The organism is Ruegeria sp. R8_1 (assembly GCF_017743815.1).
GTDB lineage: Bacteria > Pseudomonadota > Alphaproteobacteria > Rhodobacterales > Rhodobacteraceae > Ruegeria > Ruegeria lacuscaerulensis_A.
On record NZ_JAGHRL010000007.1, the window covers coordinates 204,915 to 223,469 of the forward strand.

Below are 18,555 nucleotides of genomic sequence, written 5' to 3' on the forward strand. Positions count from 1 at the left end.
AGGATCCGCATGGGCGGACTGGCAACGGCGCTTGCGCCGATTGCATTCGTGAACGAAACCGTGCTGCGTTTGGGCCGCGCGGTTGGTGTCGTTGCGATTGCATTGATGGTGATCGCAATCCTGATTCAGGTGTTCTTCCGATACGTTTTAGGCAATGCCCTGCCCTGGCCGGACGAAGCCGCCCGATTTTGCATGTTATGGATGACCGGGCTGATGGCCCCCACCGCGTTCCGGCGCGGCGGGTTTGTGGCGATTGATATGCTGCCCATGATGCTGCCGCGCGTGCTTGGGCAGGTGTTAATGCTGTTTCTGCTCTTCGTCTCGCTGGTGGTGTTGGCCGTCGCAGTGAATATCGGCTGGTCCGAGGTCACGGGTTTTGGCGGCCGCTTCGCCACGGCGGCTCTCTATGTTCCGACCTCGCTGGGGTTTGACGAGTGGTACCGCGTCCCGCGCAGCTGGATGATGGCATCGTTGCTGGTGGGGGTCATCCTTTTGCTGGTCGTCAATATCGAGCTTATCCTGCGGTCGATCGTTAAGATGATGGGCGGTGGGGACTTGCTGCCCGAAATCGCAGATGCACCGGTGGGGGCTGAATAGATGCTGATCTGGTTCCTGCCCACCTTCCTGATTTTCCTGATGATCGGCCTGCCGGTCTTTTTCGCACTTTTGGCCGCGCCCGGCATTCTGCTGTGGCTGAACGGTCAGACCGCCGACATCACGCTGCTGTACCGGAACGTCTATAACGGTATGGACAGCTTCCCGTTGATGGCCATTCCCTTCTTCATGCTGGCCGGAGAGCTGATGAACCGTGGCGGCATCACCATTCGTCTGGTCGAGTTCTCTCAGGCCCTGATGGGGCACCTGCGCGGCGGTCTGGCCCATGTGAATGTCCTGAGTTCCATTCTGTTTGCTGGCCTGTCGGGCTCGGCGGTCGCTGACACCTCGGCACTGGGGTCTATGCTGATCCCGGCGATGGAGAAACAGGGCTATACCCGCCGCTTCGCCGCTGCGATCACGGCGGCCAGTTCGGTGATCGGGCCAATCATTCCGCCCTCGGGCATCATGATCATCTATGCCTATGTGATGGGTGAAAGCGTGGCCGCCTTGTTTCTTGCGGGCATTGTTCCGGGTGTCATGGTCGGCGTCGGCCTGATGCTGATGATCAAGGTGATGGCCGACAAATACGACTTCCCCGTCGCCAGCCGCAAATACACGTGGGGCGAGCGTCGTCAAGCCAGCCTCAAAGCGTTCTTCCCGCTGCTGACCCCTGTCATCATTCTGGGCGGCATCCTCGGCGGCATTTTCACTCCGACCGAGGCTGCTGCGGTCGCTGTGGGCTATGCCTTTATCATCGGCTTCTTCGTTCTGCGCACGCTGACCCTGAAAGAAGTGCCCGAGATCCTGAGCAATGCGGGTCTGACCTCGGCCGTGGTTTTGCTGCTGGTGGGCGCGGCGATGGCATTCAAGACCGTGGTCAGCCTTAGCCATGCGCCTGAACAATTGGCGGCGCTGATCCTTGGCTTGTCAGAAAACCCGCTGATCCTGCTGTTCCTGATCAACCTGTTGCTGTTTGTCGTGGGCATGTTTCTGGATGCAGGCCCGGCAATTATCATTCTTGGCCCCATCCTTGGCCCGATCTTTACCAGCCTCGGCGTGGACCCGATCCATTTTGCTATTATCATGAGCGTCAACCTCACCGTCGGCCTGGCCACTCCGCCCATGGGGCTGGTGCTGTTCGTGGCCGCCGCCGTATCGCGCGAAAAGGTCGAAACCATTGCCAAGGCGATCCTGCCGTTTCTGGCTGTCGAAATCATAGTGATCTTCCTGATCACCTATGTCCCCGCACTATCCATGACGATCCCGAGGATAACGGGATTTGCAAACTGAACTGAGTATCACAGGGAGGAAACGAATGCTCAGAGACTTCATCAAAACCGCTGCGGTGGCCACCTCGGTGCTGGCCGCATCCGCACTTGCCGCCACCGCCGCTGATTACACCCTGCGCGCCACAGCGAACTCGAACGAAAACGACGAAGACTATGATGGTTTGATCGTCTTCAAAAACTACGTCGAGGCCGCATCGAACGGCGCCATCGAAGTCGAGCTGTTCATCGGCACGCAGCTGTGCTCGAACGGGGCCGAGTGCCTGCAAGGCGTGGCTGACGGTACGATCGACATCTATATTTCGACCTCGGGCGGCGCGTCGGGCATCTTCCCCTACGTGCAGGTTCTGGACCTGCCCTATCTGATGGCCGATGACCGCGTGGCCGAGCATGTGCTGTCGGGCGATTTTACCCGCAAAGTCCGCGACATGGCGCTTGAGGATTCCGGCGGCGCGATCCGTCTGATGACCATCGGCAACACCGGCGGCTGGCGCAACTTCGCCAACACTCAGCGTCGCATCGCTGAGCCTGCCGATATGGAAGGTCTGAAAATCCGCACCGTGGTCGCCGACCTGCCGCAAGAGCTGGTCAAGGCGCTGGGTGCATCGCCCACCCCGATCCCATGGCCTGAACTGTTCACCAGCTTCCAGACCGGTGTGGTTGAGGGGTCCAAGAACGGGATCACCGACATCATGGGGATGAAATTCCCCGATGCCGGTCTGCAATACGTCACACTGGACGGCCACGCCTATATGGGCGCGCTGTGGTGGATGAACAACGCCAAATTCCAGGAGATGCCCGAGGACATGCGCCGCGTGGTGGTCGACGGGTTCTATGCGCTGCAGCAAGCGACCTTTGCCTCGCCCAAGCGCAAGTCGATCCAGGCCTATGAAGATTTCGTCGCCGGTGGCGGGGATCTCTATGTGCCGACACCCGACCAGAAAGCTGCGTTCAAAGAGGCCGCAACGCCGGTCTATGACTGGTTCCAGTCCAACGTGGCCCGCGGGGACGAGGTGTTCACCGCCCTGACCGAAGCGGTTGCTGCGGCTGAGGCTGATATCAACGCCTCTCGCGATGCGGATCTGAACTAAGCGAAAGGGGCCGGGCGCTGCGTCCGGCCCTTACCGAAACGGGTACATCCACCCTTTGTAATCATTCACCAGCACATGCGCCCTTTCAATCTGCTCCGGCGACATTTTCTTGACCACTTCCTCAAGGCTGATCGCCGCGTCGGGATCACCGCCAATGGCACTGAGCGTGTACCACATATAGGCCCGCACCAGATCGGGCGCGGGCATGCCCAGACCCAGCTCGTAATACCAGCCGACACCCGACTGCGCCCCGGGATGCCCCTTCATCGACGCGCGCAGATACCAGTCAAACGCCCGCTCGTAATCCTGCTCGACCCCCAGCCCAAGGCCGTACATCACGCCGATCAGTTCTTCGGCCTCGGCATTGCCAGAGCGCGCGGCTGGCAGCAGTTCTTCGCGCGCGGCCTCAAATTCACCCGCTTCCATCATGTCGCGCGCTTGTTCCAATTCGGCCAGCGCGGAGGTCGCAAAAAGGCAAAGGGCAAATACAAGCTGGCGCATGGGGTTTTCTTCCTTTTCGTCGGAGCGGCTGCGGCTCAGGATTTGCCGCGCCCGCTGACCGAGGATGACTTTATTCCCTTTGATATGGAACAGGCCGCTATCGGTCATCAACTGTTTTACGACCCCATTCTGTCGGGCAACCAGAACATTTCCTGTGCCCACTGCCATCATCCTGATTTCGGCACCTCGGACGGGTTATCGCTGGGTATTGGTGAAGGCGGACAGGGTCTGGGACCGGACCGCACGCCCGGCATAGGAGATGACAGGATCCGCAAACGCATCCCCCGTAATTCGCCGGGGCTGTGGAACCTTGGCGCGCGCGACCTTCATATCCTATTCCACGATGGCCGCCTGAGTATCTCGGACGTTTACGGCAACGGGTTTAACTCTCCGGCGCAGGAATGGCTGCCCGAAGGGCTGAACTCGCTGCTGGCTGCGCAGGCGCTGTTTCCCCTGACATCGCAATTCGAGATGGCCGGCAATGTCGGCGAAAATCAAGTGACCGGAGCGGTTGCCGACCGGATTGATCTGGGCTGGCCGATCCTTGCCAAGCGCGTGCGCACCGATCCGCGCTATGGCCTGGCCATGGTCGCCGCTTTTGATGAGGTCAACACGACCGAGGACATCACCATCACCCAAATCGCCAACGCCTTGGCCGCGTTCATGGCGGTTGAATGGCGCAGCACCGACAGCGCGTTCGATCAGTATTTGGCAGGCGACGCGACGGCCCTGACGGTGGAGCAGAAAGACGGGATGGACCTGTTCTACGGCAAGGCGAATTGCGCCTCTTGCCACTCCGGCCCGCTGATGTCTGATCAGAAATTTCACGCCTTGGCCCTGCCCCCTTTTGGGCCGGGCCGCACGCGGCAATGGGACCCCTACGTGCGTGACGTTGGCCGCATGGGGGAAAGCGACCGGCTGGAGGACGCCTATCGCTTTCGCACGCCGATGTTGCGCAACGTGGCCTTGACGGCACCCTATGGTCATAACGGAGCTTTCCCCGACCTCGAAAGTATGATCCGCCATCACCTGAACCCCGAAAACAGCCTGTCGAAATGGAATCGTGATATGGCTGCGTTGCCCGAGGTTCCGTGGTTGCACAAAGCCGATTTCGTCGTCTGGGAAGACCGGTTCGAGATGGACCGGCAGCGCAGCAAGATTGACATTACCCCGCTGCAACTGTCGGACGCTGAAATCACAAAGCTCGTGGCATTCCTCAACGCACTGACGGGAACCAGCGTGGACTCCCCGCCATTCGGGGTGCCGAAAGGCTTCGTTCCCTAAGAAAAACCCCCGCCAAGGCGGGGGTTTTCTGTTTATTCCGCCGCTTCCGCGTATGCGTCCATGGGTGGACATGTGCAAACGAGGTTTCGGTCTCCGTATGCGTTGTCAACGCGGTTGACGGGGGACCAGTATTTGTCGACGCCCATCGAACCCGGAGGGAAACAGGCCTGTTCACGGCTGTAAGGCCGGTCCCAGTCACCAACCAGATCGCGCACCGTGTGGGGGGCATTCTTCAACGGGTTGTTCTCCGCGTCGATCTTACCGTCGATGATGTCCTGCGCCTCGGCCCGGATCGAGAGCATGGCGTCGCAGAAGCGGTCCAGCTCATCCTTGGGCTCAGATTCCGTCGGCTCGACCATCAGGGTTCCGGCCACCGGCCAGCTCATCGTCGGGGCGTGGAAACCTGAGTCGACCAGACGTTTGGCGACGTCGTCGACGGTCACATGCGCCTCGGCGTCCAGCGGACGGGTATCAAGGATACATTCATGCGCCACACGGCCGGACTCGGAGGTGTAGAGGATCGGATAGGCATCCTGCAGACGTGCCGCGATGTAGTTTGCGTTCAGGATCGCCACCTTCGTCGCCTGCGTCAGACCCGCACCGCCCATCAGCAGCACATAGGCCCAGCTGACCGGCAGGATCGAGGGCGAGCCAAAAGGCGCCGCCGAGACCGGACCCACAGCGGTGCCGTATTCCGGGTGACCGGGCAGGTGTTCCTCCAGATGCGCCTTGACGCCGATCGGACCCATGCCGGGGCCACCACCGCCATGCGGGATGCAGAAGGTCTTGTGCAGGTTCAGGTGGCTGACGTCTCCGCCAATGTCACCGGGGCGCGACAGGCCCACCATGGCGTTCATGTTGGCCCCGTCGATATAGACCTGACCGCCGTGATCATGGGTGATCTGGCAGACCTCCTGCACGGTGGTCTCGAACACGCCATGGGTCGAGGGGTAGGTGATCATGCAACCGGCCAGATGATCGCTGTGCTTCTCGGCCTTGGCGCGGAAATCGTTCAGGTCGATATTGCCGTTCTCATCCGATTGCACCGGCACCACCTGCCAGCCCACCATCTGCGCCGAGGCCGGGTTGGTCCCGTGCGCCGAGGTCGGGATCAGGCAAACATTGCGGTGCCCTTCGCCACGCGCGAAATGATAGTTGCGGATGGTCAGCAGACCCGCATATTCACCCTGCGCGCCCGAGTTGGGCTGCTGGCTTATCGCGTCATAGCCGGTGATCTGGCACAGCTTGTCGTTCAGATCGGCAATCATCTCGTGATAGCCCTGCGCCTGATCTTCGGGGCAGAACGGGTGCAGGTTGCCGAACTCGGGCCATGTGACCGGGATCATCTCAATCGTGGCGTTCAGCTTCATGGTGCAGGACCCCAGCGGAATCATCGCCCGGTCCAGCGCCAGGTCGCGGTCGGCCAGACGGCGCATATAGCGGGTCATCTCGGCCTCGGCCCGGTTCTTGTGGAATATCTCGTGGGTCAGATAGGGCGTCTCGCGCAGCGCGTAATCCGGCAGGCGATAGGCCACGTTGGCGCTGTCATCCTTGCGGTCGATGCCGAAAGCACCCCAAACCGCCTCAATCGTCTCAGCCCGGGTCTGTTCGTCGAGGCTGATGCCCACTTTCGTCTCACCCACCTTGCGCAGGTTGACACCCCGGGCCACGGCGGCCTCCATCACGGTGGTCTGCAAGTGGCCGACCTCAACAGTGATCGTGTCGAAGAACACTTCGGGTTCGACCGAGAAACCCGCCTCTTCCAGACCAGCGGCCAGACGCGAGGTCTTGCGGTGCACCGATTGCGCGATGGCTTTGATGCCGTCGGGGCCATGGTACACGGCATACATCGACGCAATGACAGCCAGCAGCGCCTGCGCGGTGCAGACGTTCGAGTTCGCTTTCTCGCGGCGAATGTGCTGTTCGCGGGTCTGCAGCGCCAGGCGATAAGCCTTGTTGCCACGGCTGTCGATCGACACACCGATGATCCGGCCCGGCATTGCGCGCTTCAACTTGTCGGTGGTCGCCATATAGGCGGCATGGGGCCCGCCATAGCCCATCGGCACGCCAAAGCGCTGGGTCGAGCCGATGGCGATATCCGCGCCCATCTCACCCGGTGACTTCAGAAGCGCCAGCGACAGGATGTCGGCGGCAACGATGGCAATCGCTTTGTGTTCATGCAGAGCCGCAATCTCGGCGGTGAAGTCGCGCACATGGCCGTGAGTGCCGGGGTATTGGAAGATCGCGCCAAAGACGGCGCCTGCTTCCAGTTGGTCGGGATCGCCCACCTGTACGTCGATACCCAAGGGCTCAGCTCGGGTTTTGATCACCGCGATGGTCTGCGGGTGGCAATTGCGGTCAACAAAGAAAGCCGCGTTGTTGGCCTTGGACCGGCCACCGCGTTTGGCCATCGCCATGGCCTCAGCCGCGGCGGTGGCTTCGTCTAGCAAGGACGCATTGGCCACGTCCAGCCCGGTCAGGTCGCTGACCATGGTCTGGAAGTTCAGAAGCGCCTCAAGACGGCCCTGGCTGATCTCGGGCTGATAGGGCGTGTAGGCCGTGTACCAGGCCGGGTTTTCCAGGATGTTGCGCAGGATCGGCGCGGGCGTGGTGGTGCCGTAATATCCCTGCCCGATCAACGAGGTCAGAACCTTGTTCTTGCTGGCCACCTCTTTCATGTGGAACAGCGCATCGCGTTCGGTCATCGCCGGACCCCAGTCCAGCGGCTCTTTCTGGCGGATCGCCGGCGGGACGGTGGCGTCGATCAGCGCGTCCAGCGTCTTGAAGCCGATCACCTTGAGCATGTCGCGCATCTCGGTCGGGCTGGGCCCGATATGGCGGCGATTGGCAAAGTCATAGGCTTCGTAGTCGGTCAGTTTGAAAGCCATTGCAGCGCTCCTATGAAAAAGTCAGACACGGCGGAGGCTGCGGGAGCCTCCGGCGGAGGTATTTATAGCCAGATGAAGGGCGGATCCGTGTAAAGACCCGCCGTTGAATTAACCGATGAAGTCCTTGTAGCCGGCCTCATCCATCAGATCTTCAAGCTGCGACGCGTCCGTGATCTTGATTTTGTAGATCCATGCATTGCCTTCTGGGTCTTCGTTCAGCGCGCCCGGATTGTCGGCCAGCGCCTCGTTCACTTCGATGATTTCACCATCAACCGGAGCATAAAGCTCGGACGCCGCCTTGACGGATTCGATGACGCCGATCTCGCCATCTTTGGCGAACTCTTCGCCGACTTCCTGCTGTTCCACGAAGACCACATCGCCCAGCTGTTCCGCCGCGTGTTTGGTGATGCCCAGAGTGGCCGTGTCGCCATCAACGTCGATCCACTCATGTTCTTCGGAATAATAGGTTGCCATTGGGTTTTTCTCCTGACTTCAACGCTTGTAATTCTGTGTGACGAAGGGCAGCGCCACGATCTGCGCCGGTTGCGGCTTGCCCCGAATGATCAAGTTGACCACCTCGCCCGGTTCGCCATGGCTTGCGGACACATAGCCCATCGCAACGGGACCGCCGACTGTGGGGCCGAACCCGCCCGAGGTGATCTGGCCGATGGTGTTGCCCTCGGCGCATTGGATCTCAACGCCCTGACGCGCGGGCGCACGACCCTCGGGCTTGATACCGACCAGCTTACGCGCGGGGCCCTCAGTTAGTTCTTTCTGGATGCGGTCGGCACCGGGAAAGCCGCCGTCTTCCTTGCGGCGCTTTTGGATCGCCCAGCCAAGGCTCGCCTCGATGGGCGAGGTCGTTTGGTCGATGTCATTGCCATAAAGGCACAGCCCAGCCTCCAGCCGCAGGCTGTCGCGCGCGCCAAGGCCCGCCGGTTCACAATCCTCATGCGCCAGAAAGGCGCGGGTGATATCGATGGCCTTGTCCTCGGGGATCGAGATCTCGTACCCGTCCTCGCCGGTGTAACCCAGGCGCGAGATACGGCATTCAACGCCGTTTATATCCGCCACAGTGGTTTCCATGAATTTCAGATCCCGCGCCACAGGGCAGAGCGCGCCCACCACATCCTCGGCCTTTGGTCCCTGCACCGCAACCAGCGCACGGTCGAAAATCTCGATCACTTCGACGCCGTCCAGATGTTCGCGCATATGCGGAATGTCCTGATGACGCAGCGCCGCGTTCACCACCACGAAGTAGTGATCCCCTGCATTCGACACGATCAGGTCATCCATGATCCCGCCTTCCGGGTTGGTAAAGAACCCGTACCGCGCCTTGCCGTCCTTCAGCGTAGCATAAGCCTGCGGGCAGAGCGCTTCCAGCTTCTCGCCCACATCATCACCACGCAGGATCACCTGACCCATATGGCTGACATCAAACACCGCCGCCTTCTCACGACACTGCTTGTGTTCCCCCATGATCCCCAGTGGATACTGAACCGGCATCTCCCAGCCCGCAAAATCAACCATCTTGCCGCCCAACTCAACGTGCAGATCATACAAAGGCGTGCGCTTAATCTCGGTCATGGGTGGTCGCTTTCCTAAGCCGTTGTCACAGACTGTCGCAAACGTCCCGTCCTGCAAAAAGGCGGTGTTCCGCCAGCCTCCCACTCCTTTGCTGTAAGTCAACAGAGTTAGACACGTGTTCCACGCCAGAGCGGGCTGCAGGACCTACGGGAATGGTGTATGCACCCGCATGCCACAGCTTGGTTTCCTATAGGAAACTTTTTTTCGTAACGCAATAGAAAAACCCCCTGCCCCGCGTAAAAACCTGACCATGGGGAAAGCTTCGAACGGCCAAGATTTTGCATACAGATTTCCAAACGCCTCTGGTCCCGGCCCACAACCTGCCCTAAGACTTTGCGGCAAGAGGGACAACCATGTCACATATTACACTGGTGCGTCACGGGCAGGCCAACACCGCCGCGCGAGACGAGAAAAGCTATGACAAACTCAGCGATCTGGGTCATCAGCAAGCACGCTGGCTGGGCGGGCATCTGCAGGACACCCGCGCGCACTATCCCCGCGTCTACAGCGGCACGCTGACCCGGCATGTGGAAACAGCGGCGAGCATGGGCTTGCCGGACCCGATCCGCGATCCGCGTCTGAACGAGATCGAGTATTTCACCCTCGCGCAGCTTTTCGAACAACAGCATGGCGTTACGGTTCCCACCGATCGTGAGGGATTCGTTGACCACCTGCCCCGAACATTCACGGCATGGGCCAATGGTCAGATCGAAGACGCGCCCGAAACCTTTGCCGCGTTCGAGGCACGCGTCGCAGACGCCCTGCATGATATCGGAACCGAAGGCGGGCCGGCGATTGTGGTGACTTCGGGCGCGCTGATTTCGATGGCTGTGCGGCAGGCGATGGGGCTGGACATTGCTGCGATGGCGCGAGTGGCGCTTGCCATCATGAACACGTCGATGCATCGTCTGCATCCGATTGGAGCGCAGCTGAGCCCCGTGCTGTTCAACGCCGTGCCCCATCTGGAAGCGCCCGACCGGCACTACGCCCAAACCCACCTGTAAGGAGGCCCCGATGCAGCTTTATTACGCCCCCCGCACGATTTCGGTCGCTGTGGCCATCGCTTTGGAAGAGGCCGAGCTGGAGTACGAGGCGATCAAGCTGGACTTTGCGGGGGGTGAGCAAACCAAACCTGCCTACAAACAGATCAACCCCAAGGGCCGCGTGCCTGCGTTGGTGGTGGATGGCGGTATTCTGACCGAGACCGGCGCGTTGCTGGACTATATCGCGACTGTTGCGCCGCAGACCGGACTGGTGCCGTCCGACCCGATCATGGCCGCGCGGATGCGCGAGGTGATGTATTACCTTGCCTCGACCATGCATGTGAACCACGCCCATAAGATGCGTGGAGAGCGTTGGGCCGACAAAAAGTCCAGTTGGAAGGACATGCAAAGCAAGGTTGCGCAGACGATGACCGCGTCCTGCGACTATATCTGCTCAAACGGGCTGCGGGGGCCATTTGTGCTGGGGGATGAGGTCTCGCTGGCGGACGTTTACCTCTATGTGGTTTGCAGCTGGCTGGAAGGTGACGGCGTCGACGTCGCAGCCTTTCCCAAGATTATCGCGTTCCGCGAAGCGATGGAGGCACGGGCCTCGGTTCAGACCGTGCGCGCCGCCGGAATGCTCTGAAGGTAAGGAACTGACATGACACATCTCTGGGTCCGGGCAGAACAGCGCCCGAACGAGGAACGGGTCGGGCTGACCCCCGAAGGCGCTGCCGCCCTGATCGCCGCAGGCATCCGCGTGACGGTCGAAGAAAGTTCCGTCCGCGCCCTCCCGCTGCAGGGTTACAAAGACGCAGGGTGTGAGATCGCGCCCGAGAATGCGTGGCCCGAGGCCCCGCTGGATGCGATCATCTTTGGCCTCAAGGAACTGCCCGAGGACGGCACGCCCCTGCCCCACCGCCATATCATGTTCGGCCATGCCTATAAGGGGCAGCATTCCGGGCGCGCTTTGTTGGAGCGGTTCAAAGCCGGGGGCGGCACACTCTATGATCTGGAATATCTGGTCGACGAAAACGGCCGCCGGGTCGCCGCCTTTGGCTATTGGGCCGGCTACGCAGGCGCGGCGGTGACGTTGAAAACATGGGCTGCACAGCAGCGGGGGCAGGAATGCCCGCCGGTCGGAGTGTACCCGAACAAAGACGCGCTGAACGCCGAGTTGCTGGCCGAACTGGACGCCACCGGCACCCGCCCCCGCGCCATCGTCATCGGCGCTTTGGGCCGCGTGGGAACGGGTGCTGCGGATATGTGCGAGGCGATGGGCGTTTCCGTCACCAAATGGGACATGGCCGAGACCGCCAGCGGCGGGCCTTTCCCAGAAATCCTAAACCATGATCTGTTCCTGAACTGCATCTTTGCCCGCCCCGGCACGCCCGTCTTTGTCCCGCGTGAGGCGCTGAGTGCGCCGCGCAACCTGACCGCCGTTGGCGACGTGGCCTGCGACCCGGACAGCGATTACAACCCGGTGCCGGTTTATGACCGCGCGACCACCTGGGATGCGCCCGCCCTGCGCGTGGCGACCGATCCGGTGATGGACGTGATGGCCATCGACAACCTGCCCTCGATGCTGCCGGTCGAAAGCTCGGAAGACTACGCCGCACAACTGCTGCCCTCATTGCTGACACTGACCGATCTGGACAGCGGCGTCTGGGGCCGGGCTGAGACAACTTACAAAACCCATATTGAAGGGATCTGAGCGATGACAATTCACTGGTGTGGCACCGGCCTGTCGGCCATCCCCGGCCTGCGCCGCCTGATCGAGGGCGGTCACAAGGTCACTGTCTGGAACCGGACCATCGACAAGGCCCGCGCCGAGGTCGGAGACCTGACCGACGACATCCGCGCCTTTGACATCGACGCCCTGGGCGCGGTGCTGGAACAGGGCGACGTGATCGTCTCGATGCTGCCGGGCGACTGGCACGTGCCGCTGGCGGAACTGGCGATATCGAAGCGCGCGAACTTCGTGTCTTCGTCCTACATCGCCCCCGAAATGCGCGCGCTGAATGACAAAGCCCGCGAGGCCGGTGTTGCACTGGTCAATGAGGTCGGGCTGGACCCGGGCATCGACCACCTGATGGCGCACGCCTTGGTGGCCGATTATCGCGCGTCCGACGCGTTCGATGCGCAAAACCACCTGAGCTTTATCTCCTATTGCGGTGGCATCCCGAAAAACCCCAACCCGTTCCGCTATAAATTCAGCTGGTCGCCTCTGGGCGTTCTGAAAGCCCTGCGGTCGCCCTCAAAATCCATCCGGGACTACGCCCCGCTGGATGTGGCCCGCCCGTGGGACGCGATCACCAGCTATGTCGCGCCGCTGCCGACGCCTGAGAGCTTTGAGGTTTACCCAAACCGCGACTCGATCCCCTTCATGGCGGAATATCAGTTCGAGGATCACTGGCCAGTCAAAGAATTCGTCCGCGGCACTCTGCGCCTGAACGGCTGGGCCGATGCGTGGTCGGATGTGTTCACCGAGATCGAGACCCTGTCCGGCCCCGAAGGCGACGCGCGTCTGAAAGAGATGTCGGACCAATTCTGGGATGAGAACGCCTATGATGAAGGCGAGCCCGACCGCGTTGTTCTGTGCGTGGGCCTGAAAGCCGAGAAAGAAGGCGTCGAGACCTGGCACAAAACCTATGTCATGGATGCATGGGGTGACGCGCGAGGCACGGCGATGGCGCGTCTGGTCTCGATCCCGGTATCCTTGGCAGTTGAGGCGGTTCTGAACCGCGCGATCCCCGCCGGAGTGCATGCCGCCCCCAGCGATCCGAAACTGGTGCAAGCCTGGATGGCCGAAATCGACAAGCTGGCCCAACATCTGCAAGTGGTCGATCAACAGGCCTGACCACACCACAAACCTTCATGCGAATAAAAGCCGTTCTGAAACCCTCAGAGCGGCTTTTTTGGCTCTTTCGCGTCCTACATCTTTGTCGGCAAGGGATGGGGCAGGCATCTCAGATATACCTTGCGATCATCTCGTCAATATCCGTGCGATTGATCCCCATCTCAGAAAGCTGACGATCACTCAGGCAGTTCAGTTCTTGCGCGGCTCGAACGATGTCGGCACGGATAGCATGGATTTTCATTGCCCGGTCAAACAGCACCAAAGCGCTCGTGCTTGGGGTTGCGCCCGGGCAAGTATGTGTATCAAGCATCATATCCCTCCACCTTCAAATCCAGTTTCAACACTGCGACGCTTATTGCACGCGGTGGTCATACGGCATCTGGTGATAGACGCTTTGATACGCGCGCTGCTTGATCTCGCTCCGGGGGATGCCGATGTCCTCCAGCTGTTGATCGCTCAGCTTCTCCAAAACGCGGACTGTATTGCCATAAATTTTAAGGCGAAATTGCTCGACGCGCGCTTCTGTATAGTTCGAAAACAAGCTAAAAAACAGACCCTTCCGAGGGCTGGCTGTCTGTGCGTAGTCCATCCTCTCCTCCTTTATCATTAAGATGATGTTGCGGGGTACACAGTCGATAAAGGTTGACCCGATTAACGAATGTCTGGCGAAGAGTTAAACTTTGTTAATGTCAGTAGCTCTGCGATTGAGGCGCAAAATCCTAAGCAAACCCAGCGCGACGCGGACGTGACCTCAAATCAGCAATTCCACTGGGGAAGTCTGCGGGGGCCTTAAAAAAGTGTCGCGCAAACCAAGTGATTGATCCGACCCGGACTTACGCGCAAGCAAGAAACCCAGCCTTCTTTCGAAAGCTGGGCTTTGGAGTCTTGTGCCGGAAGGCACGCCGCATCTGACTTATTCGGCCGCAACGGATGGGCTGGCGTCGTCAGTTTCTCCGAACCCTTTAGGCACCGGAAGATCAGGCAGACCAGCAGCGCGTTTCTGCAGCGCCCGGCCGATCACAACCCGGCTGATCTCGGTCGTTCCGTCCACAATACGCAGCATCTGCGCCAGACGTGACAGGCGGTCAAGCCCGTAGGGTTGCAGCAGGCCCATTCCACCAAGAACCTGTGTACAGGTATTGGCCGCCTTGACCGCCGCATCCGGCACGAACCGTTTGGCGTGGGCTGCCATCAACGGGCCTTCGGGCGTTCCCAGCGCCTCTGCCGCTTTGCGGTACAGCAGCTTCGAGACTTCAAGCTCGGTCGCGACCTCACCCAGCATCCACTGAATTCCATCCAGCTGAAGGTTTGTGCCACCAAACATCTTGCGGTTTTTCGAATAGGACAGCGCGGTATCCAACGCCGCTTGCATCAGCCCGCAACACCCCGAAGCAATCGAAACCCGGGCGATGTCGATCGCCATCAATGATCCCTGAAGTCCCTGACCAACCGGCAAAATGATGTTGTCTTCGCTGACAACAACCTTGTCGAGATACATTTCACCAATCGGGAGGAAACCGTAAGAGGGTGTGTCGTACAATGGCCCGAAGCTGACACCCGGTGCGTCAGCGGGAATCGCGATCATCGCCATGTCCTTGTGGCCCGGCGCGTCGCTTGTCTTGACGACAGTGAAATATACATCCGCCTCTGTCGCCAGGCTGACCCATGCCTTGGCACCGCTGATCGTCCACGTTCCGTCCCCGTTGATGGTCGCTCGGGTGTACATCTTCATGGGGTCAGACCCGGATTGAGGCTCGGTCAACGCAAAGTTCGCCAATTTGCGCCCCGAAGTCAGATCACGTGCCCATTTTTCCTTGAATGCATCGGTCCCGTAACCACATCCGGCGAAAGTGCAGATGTTATGCATGGACAATGCAAAAGCATAGGCGCCATCGCCAAGCCCCAGTTGTTCGTAGACCTGAATGCCTTCTGACAGAGGAAGACCCTGACCGCCCCACTCCTCAGGAGCGTACAGGCCCGTCAACCCAATGGAACCCGCCTTGTCCGATGCGTCACGAGGCCAGGTTCGTGCCGCGTTCCATGCATCCACGTTGGGTGCAATGACATCCTCGGCATGCTGGCGCGCGGCCTCGAGAATTGTGGCGAGTTTTTCTGACATGAGAAATCCTTTCACAAGCAATGTTGCCCGAAATCGTCAACCCGCCGACCACCCTAAAAACAAGCGAATTCGGCACACTGAACGTTTCAGTTATTTTTAAAGGTTCTATCCGCGCGTCAGGATGCTCGCCATCTCATGAGACGACAGGCAATTGTCCAAAAGTGACAAAATTATCGAGATCCAATCGGTGAGCGCCTGTAGGCACTCGGAGCAGCCCCTGTCCATCTTTGGAACGCTTTGTGAAAGCTGGCCGACGACGAAAACCCAAGATCCTGAGCGATCGCCTCAACGCTTTTGCGCCCTGCCTGAAGGTGCCCGATGGCAATATCCCGGCGCAGGGCATCTTTGATCGCCTGAAAGGATGTGCCGTCTGATTCCAATCGGCGCATCAAGGTACGCGGTGTCATATTCATTGCTTTCGCAGCCGCCGACAGGTTCGCGTGATCCCACCCCGTTTTGGTTAGGAAACTCCGCACCCGCAGAGACTGGGTGTGTTCACTTGATCGCGTGAATATCCAATCTCTTGGCGCGTTTTCCAGAAACAGGTCGAGGTCGCTCGCCTGGCGGGCATGAATCGGACCCAATACGCTTGCGTCAAAAGAAATGAAGGAGGCCGGCTGAGCGAAATATACCGGCGCAGGAAAGATAACCGAATAATCCTCGTCAAAGACCGGACGGTCGAATGAAAACCCGACTGCTTTGACAGGCACTTCACCTCGGGCCAGCCACGACATGAGGCCGTGGGCCAGCTTTAGGATCAACATATGACCAAACCGCTGGGCCTCGACCTCGTGCACAGGCATAAGCGCCAGTTCAACGGCTTGATCGGCCTCGGTCAATTTGAACTGGTAGTCGTCCAATAACAGGTTCCAGAAGGTCGAGAACCGATAGAGCGCCGATGACAAGGACGTCGCTTCGCGAACAGATGTCAGCAAGTGCTGCAAGGCTCTGGGTCTAATCGGACGCGACCAAAGACCCATCATCTCGTCTCCGGTTTCAACAGCCGCCAGCTGATACAGGTCGACAATCTGATCCAGTGTTACCCGGTCCTGACGCGTATCGCCCGCCAACGGCAGTTCGGACCGTTCCAATAACGACCCAAAATGTGAAACCGTGCAAAGTGGTTCCAACGCCGACAGCCAGTCGGCGATAAACTCACTTGAAACCGTCGAAAACAGATTGGGTGATGTTTCGTTCATTCACGCTCTCTGCCACAGACGATCCAAGACCGCAAAATTCCAAGTGAGCGGCTTTCAGGGGTCAGCCATTCAAAAGCCCCGCGACCTCATCCGCAAGCGCGCGCACCTCTCCTGCAGCGGAACTGGCGCGCTTCGCCTCAAGCACACCCAGCCCTTGACCTAAAGCTTCTGCATATATCACCCTGTTGGCCAATGAGGATTGAAACTGCGTCGCGCCAATCTCGCTGAGGGATTTCGCAACATCTTCGCCCACGCGGGTGCCAGCCCGGGTTCGATTCAAAACGATTTGAGTCGGCTTCCCGATACGGTCAGCCAGATCCAGAATATCATGAGTTGCCCAAACATCTGCCTGACTGGCCGAGACCGGCACCAACACAAGGTCAGACTCGCGCAGGACCCACCGCACATCACTGTCGGCTTTGGGCGGCGTATCGACAAGCACGATATCAGCATCCCCGCCGACACCACGAATTGCCCGTGAAATTCCATATGCGGTCGCTGTTGAAAACCGAAGGTCTGCGTTCTCGCCAAAGGTTTCTTCGCGCACGTCCAGCCATTTCCCAAGACTTCCCTGCGGATCGGTATCCACAAGCGCGACGCTTTTCCCTTCTTGCAGGAAGGCGATCGCCAGATTCGAGACAAGCGTCGTCTTCCCCGCCCCGCCCTTTTGCTGCGCCACACAGATTATACGACCACCCATAGATCAAGCCTCCAACAGCCATTCTGCACCGCAGAATAGCGTGTCAGACAGGGAAAGGCGATAGGAGCGTTAAGGGATTGCCTTTGGGTATGTTTTCAGAGCGCATTGACTTTCTATGCCGAACACACGCGTTACTGCCCTGGCAACAGCAGTGTTTGGATTTGGTTAAAACCATACGTGAATGCGAGGCTAGTATTCGACACCCCATCGCAGAGCATAATTATAGTAAAAAAATATTTTTTTTAAGATATCTCTGTTACGTGGGTCGCCGGTGAAAGCTTGTGTGAAACTTTCGAACGAAGATGCTGGACGCTCGAAATAGACGAATATCTCCACAATACCTCCACTATTATTTCGGATAATTTGCGCTGTAATCAAATAGTTTTTTTGAGAAGCAAAGTCGGGTGTTATATCTGCATATTGATAACCGTCACTTCTTATTGTTTTATTAACTTTTGGATTTCCGGACCGTAAAAGGTGGTTAACACTTGATCGAGGAACTACTTGTAAATCTGACTTATCCAAGTCGCAAAAAATACCACCACAATCCTTCAAATCAAAAAGGATTGCAGAGTCATCTTTCGTCCAGTTGTCGATTAGAATCGCTGCGACGTCTCCATTGACCTTATTCTGATTCCGCTTTGAAAACTCGGAAATTTGCTCCATCGGCGCTATAGCCCATGTTGAGTTAAAAAATGGCGACCCAAACTGGTAGACCTCGGCAACGGAATGCGGAGCCGGAAAATGAGTGGCCAAAAAACTGTCTTGTTGCACGAGCTCTATCGCATTTCTTTTAATTTTGTCTTCCAGCTTGGAGCGGGCCAAATAGCTTCCAATGGCAAAACTAACCATTGCAAGCAAACACACTGCTACAAGAATTAACAAAATTTTCTTCAATACTTCAGACCTGATTAAGTTATTTTTCCGACGCGCACGTCAAAAATCGCGCCAAAAACGTAGTAATAAAACTCAGTGAGTTGAGGAAAACCGGAATTCACATCGTTATCAAGTCACGATTTCCTTAGTGCGTTTCGACTTGCGCGCTGAGGGCATTTCTGGGCTTTTCAGTCTTCATTTGTGTTTAGGTAGGTTTTCGTTGAATGTATCCGGGTGTTTTCCGGACATCATCAACTTTAACTGAGCTATCCGCCTATGATCTCGGAGGTCGTGCTCCTGTCTGTGGAGGATAAGTATCGGCGTTTCTTAAGGCAAATGTCACCATGTTTACTTCCACGTTGCTTCCAGTGCCAAAGGCGCAAAAGTAAACACAACAAGCCTCGCGTTGAGCGAGGCTAAGTGTTTGTTATCTGGCTGGTATTATTGGTTGCGGGAATAGGATTTGGATCTACGACCTTCAGGTTATGAGCCTGACGAGGTGAAGACGTAAAGCACTTGATCCAGTGGATCAATTGTAGTCTGAACGGGCTGCTTTGGGTTTTCCGACACTGGTTGCGGGAGTA

18 protein-coding genes are annotated in these 18,555 nt (G+C 58.5%); 8 read left to right on the forward strand and 10 right to left on the reverse strand.

The window, feature by feature from the left end; translation table 11 throughout:
- Positions 1 to 9 precede the first annotated feature (9 nt).
- Genes J7380_RS16775 through dctP form a run of 3 tightly spaced genes read left to right on the forward strand, consistent with a single transcriptional unit; the run spans position 10 to position 2,974 of the window.
- Entirely contained in the window at positions 10 to 597 is a 588-nt protein-coding gene (locus J7380_RS16775) for a TRAP transporter small permease subunit (protein ID WP_209196872.1), read from the forward strand.
- Complete coding sequence (locus J7380_RS16780) at positions 598 to 1,887, forward strand: TRAP transporter large permease (protein WP_209196873.1); 1,290 nt, start codon at positions 598 to 600, stop codon at positions 1,885 to 1,887.
- 25 nt (positions 1,888 to 1,912) lie between these two features.
- Entirely contained in the window at positions 1,913 to 2,974 is a 1,062-nt protein-coding gene (dctP, locus tag J7380_RS16785) for a TRAP transporter substrate-binding protein DctP (protein WP_209196874.1), read from the forward strand.
- A gap of 30 nt (positions 2,975 to 3,004) precedes the next feature.
- Here dctP and J7380_RS16790 read toward each other — a convergent pair whose 3' ends face one another.
- Positions 3,005 to 3,475: a tetratricopeptide repeat protein gene (locus tag J7380_RS16790; RefSeq protein WP_209196875.1), complete on the reverse strand. Its 471-nt coding sequence runs from the start codon at positions 3,473 to 3,475 to the stop codon at positions 3,005 to 3,007.
- 42 nt (positions 3,476 to 3,517) lie between these two features.
- On the opposite strand from J7380_RS16790, the gene J7380_RS16795 reads away from it, so the two are divergent.
- Positions 3,518 to 4,759, forward strand: a complete 1,242-nt coding sequence (locus J7380_RS16795; RefSeq protein WP_209196876.1) for a cytochrome c peroxidase — start codon at positions 3,518 to 3,520, stop codon at positions 4,757 to 4,759.
- A 32-nt stretch (positions 4,760 to 4,791) separates the two neighbouring features.
- Here J7380_RS16795 and gcvP read toward each other — a convergent pair whose 3' ends face one another.
- The 3 genes from gcvP to gcvT form a co-directional block, all read right to left on the reverse strand.
- Positions 4,792 to 7,647 (reverse strand): aminomethyl-transferring glycine dehydrogenase, encoded by a 2,856-nt coding sequence (gcvP, locus tag J7380_RS16800; RefSeq protein ID WP_209196877.1) that lies wholly within the window; start codon positions 7,645 to 7,647, stop codon positions 4,792 to 4,794.
- A 108-nt stretch (positions 7,648 to 7,755) separates the two neighbouring features.
- Positions 7,756 to 8,121 carry a glycine cleavage system protein GcvH gene (gene gcvH / locus J7380_RS16805; protein WP_170355485.1) on the reverse strand — a complete coding sequence of 122 codons (366 nt, stop codon included), beginning with the start codon at positions 8,119 to 8,121 and terminating at the stop codon, positions 7,756 to 7,758.
- Positions 8,122 to 8,139: 18 nt separating this feature from the next.
- Positions 8,140 to 9,234 (reverse strand): glycine cleavage system aminomethyltransferase GcvT, encoded by a 1,095-nt coding sequence (gene gcvT / locus J7380_RS16810; RefSeq protein ID WP_209196878.1) that lies wholly within the window; start codon positions 9,232 to 9,234, stop codon positions 8,140 to 8,142.
- A 353-nt stretch (positions 9,235 to 9,587) separates the two neighbouring features.
- On the opposite strand from gcvT, the gene J7380_RS16815 reads away from it, so the two are divergent.
- From J7380_RS16815 to J7380_RS16830, 4 genes are read left to right on the forward strand one after another with little or no spacing between them, the layout of a single operon-like run.
- Complete coding sequence (locus J7380_RS16815; protein WP_209196879.1) at positions 9,588 to 10,238, forward strand: histidine phosphatase family protein; 651 nt, start codon at positions 9,588 to 9,590, stop codon at positions 10,236 to 10,238.
- A 10-nt stretch (positions 10,239 to 10,248) separates the two neighbouring features.
- On the forward strand, positions 10,249 to 10,863 hold the full coding sequence (locus tag J7380_RS16820) for a glutathione S-transferase family protein (protein ID WP_209196880.1): 615 nt from the start codon (positions 10,249 to 10,251) through the stop codon (positions 10,861 to 10,863).
- Between the two features lie 15 nt (positions 10,864 to 10,878).
- Positions 10,879 to 11,931: a saccharopine dehydrogenase gene (locus J7380_RS16825; RefSeq protein WP_209196881.1), complete on the forward strand. Its 1,053-nt coding sequence runs from the start codon at positions 10,879 to 10,881 to the stop codon at positions 11,929 to 11,931.
- A gap of 3 nt (positions 11,932 to 11,934) precedes the next feature.
- Positions 11,935 to 13,077 (forward strand): saccharopine dehydrogenase family protein, encoded by a 1,143-nt coding sequence (locus J7380_RS16830; RefSeq protein ID WP_209196882.1) that lies wholly within the window; start codon positions 11,935 to 11,937, stop codon positions 13,075 to 13,077.
- Between the two features lie 109 nt (positions 13,078 to 13,186).
- Here J7380_RS16830 and J7380_RS16835 read toward each other — a convergent pair whose 3' ends face one another.
- The 6 genes from J7380_RS16835 to J7380_RS16860 all read right to left on the reverse strand — a co-directional run bounded on the left by J7380_RS16835 (position 13,187) and on the right by J7380_RS16860 (position 17,992).
- The gene (locus tag J7380_RS16835) at positions 13,187 to 13,387 is read right to left on the reverse strand and encodes a hypothetical protein (RefSeq protein WP_209196883.1); all 201 of its coding nucleotides are present in this window, start codon (positions 13,385 to 13,387) and stop codon (positions 13,187 to 13,189) included.
- 42 nt (positions 13,388 to 13,429) lie between these two features.
- Complete coding sequence (locus J7380_RS16840) at positions 13,430 to 13,666, reverse strand: DUF1127 domain-containing protein (RefSeq protein WP_209196884.1); 237 nt, start codon at positions 13,664 to 13,666, stop codon at positions 13,430 to 13,432.
- Between the two features lie 324 nt (positions 13,667 to 13,990).
- Positions 13,991 to 15,196, reverse strand: coding sequence for an acyl-CoA dehydrogenase family protein (locus tag J7380_RS16845; RefSeq protein ID WP_209196885.1), 1,206 nt, complete (start codon positions 15,194 to 15,196; stop codon positions 13,991 to 13,993).
- A gap of 170 nt (positions 15,197 to 15,366) precedes the next feature.
- Positions 15,367 to 16,395: an AraC family transcriptional regulator gene (locus J7380_RS16850; protein ID WP_209196886.1), complete on the reverse strand. Its 1,029-nt coding sequence runs from the start codon at positions 16,393 to 16,395 to the stop codon at positions 15,367 to 15,369.
- A gap of 61 nt (positions 16,396 to 16,456) precedes the next feature.
- Positions 16,457 to 17,095, reverse strand: coding sequence for a ParA family partition ATPase (gene parA, locus J7380_RS16855; RefSeq protein WP_209196887.1), 639 nt, complete (start codon positions 17,093 to 17,095; stop codon positions 16,457 to 16,459).
- Between the two features lie 189 nt (positions 17,096 to 17,284).
- Positions 17,285 to 17,992, reverse strand: coding sequence for a hypothetical protein (locus J7380_RS16860; protein ID WP_209196888.1), 708 nt, complete (start codon positions 17,990 to 17,992; stop codon positions 17,285 to 17,287).
- Positions 17,993 to 18,555 lie beyond the last annotated feature (563 nt).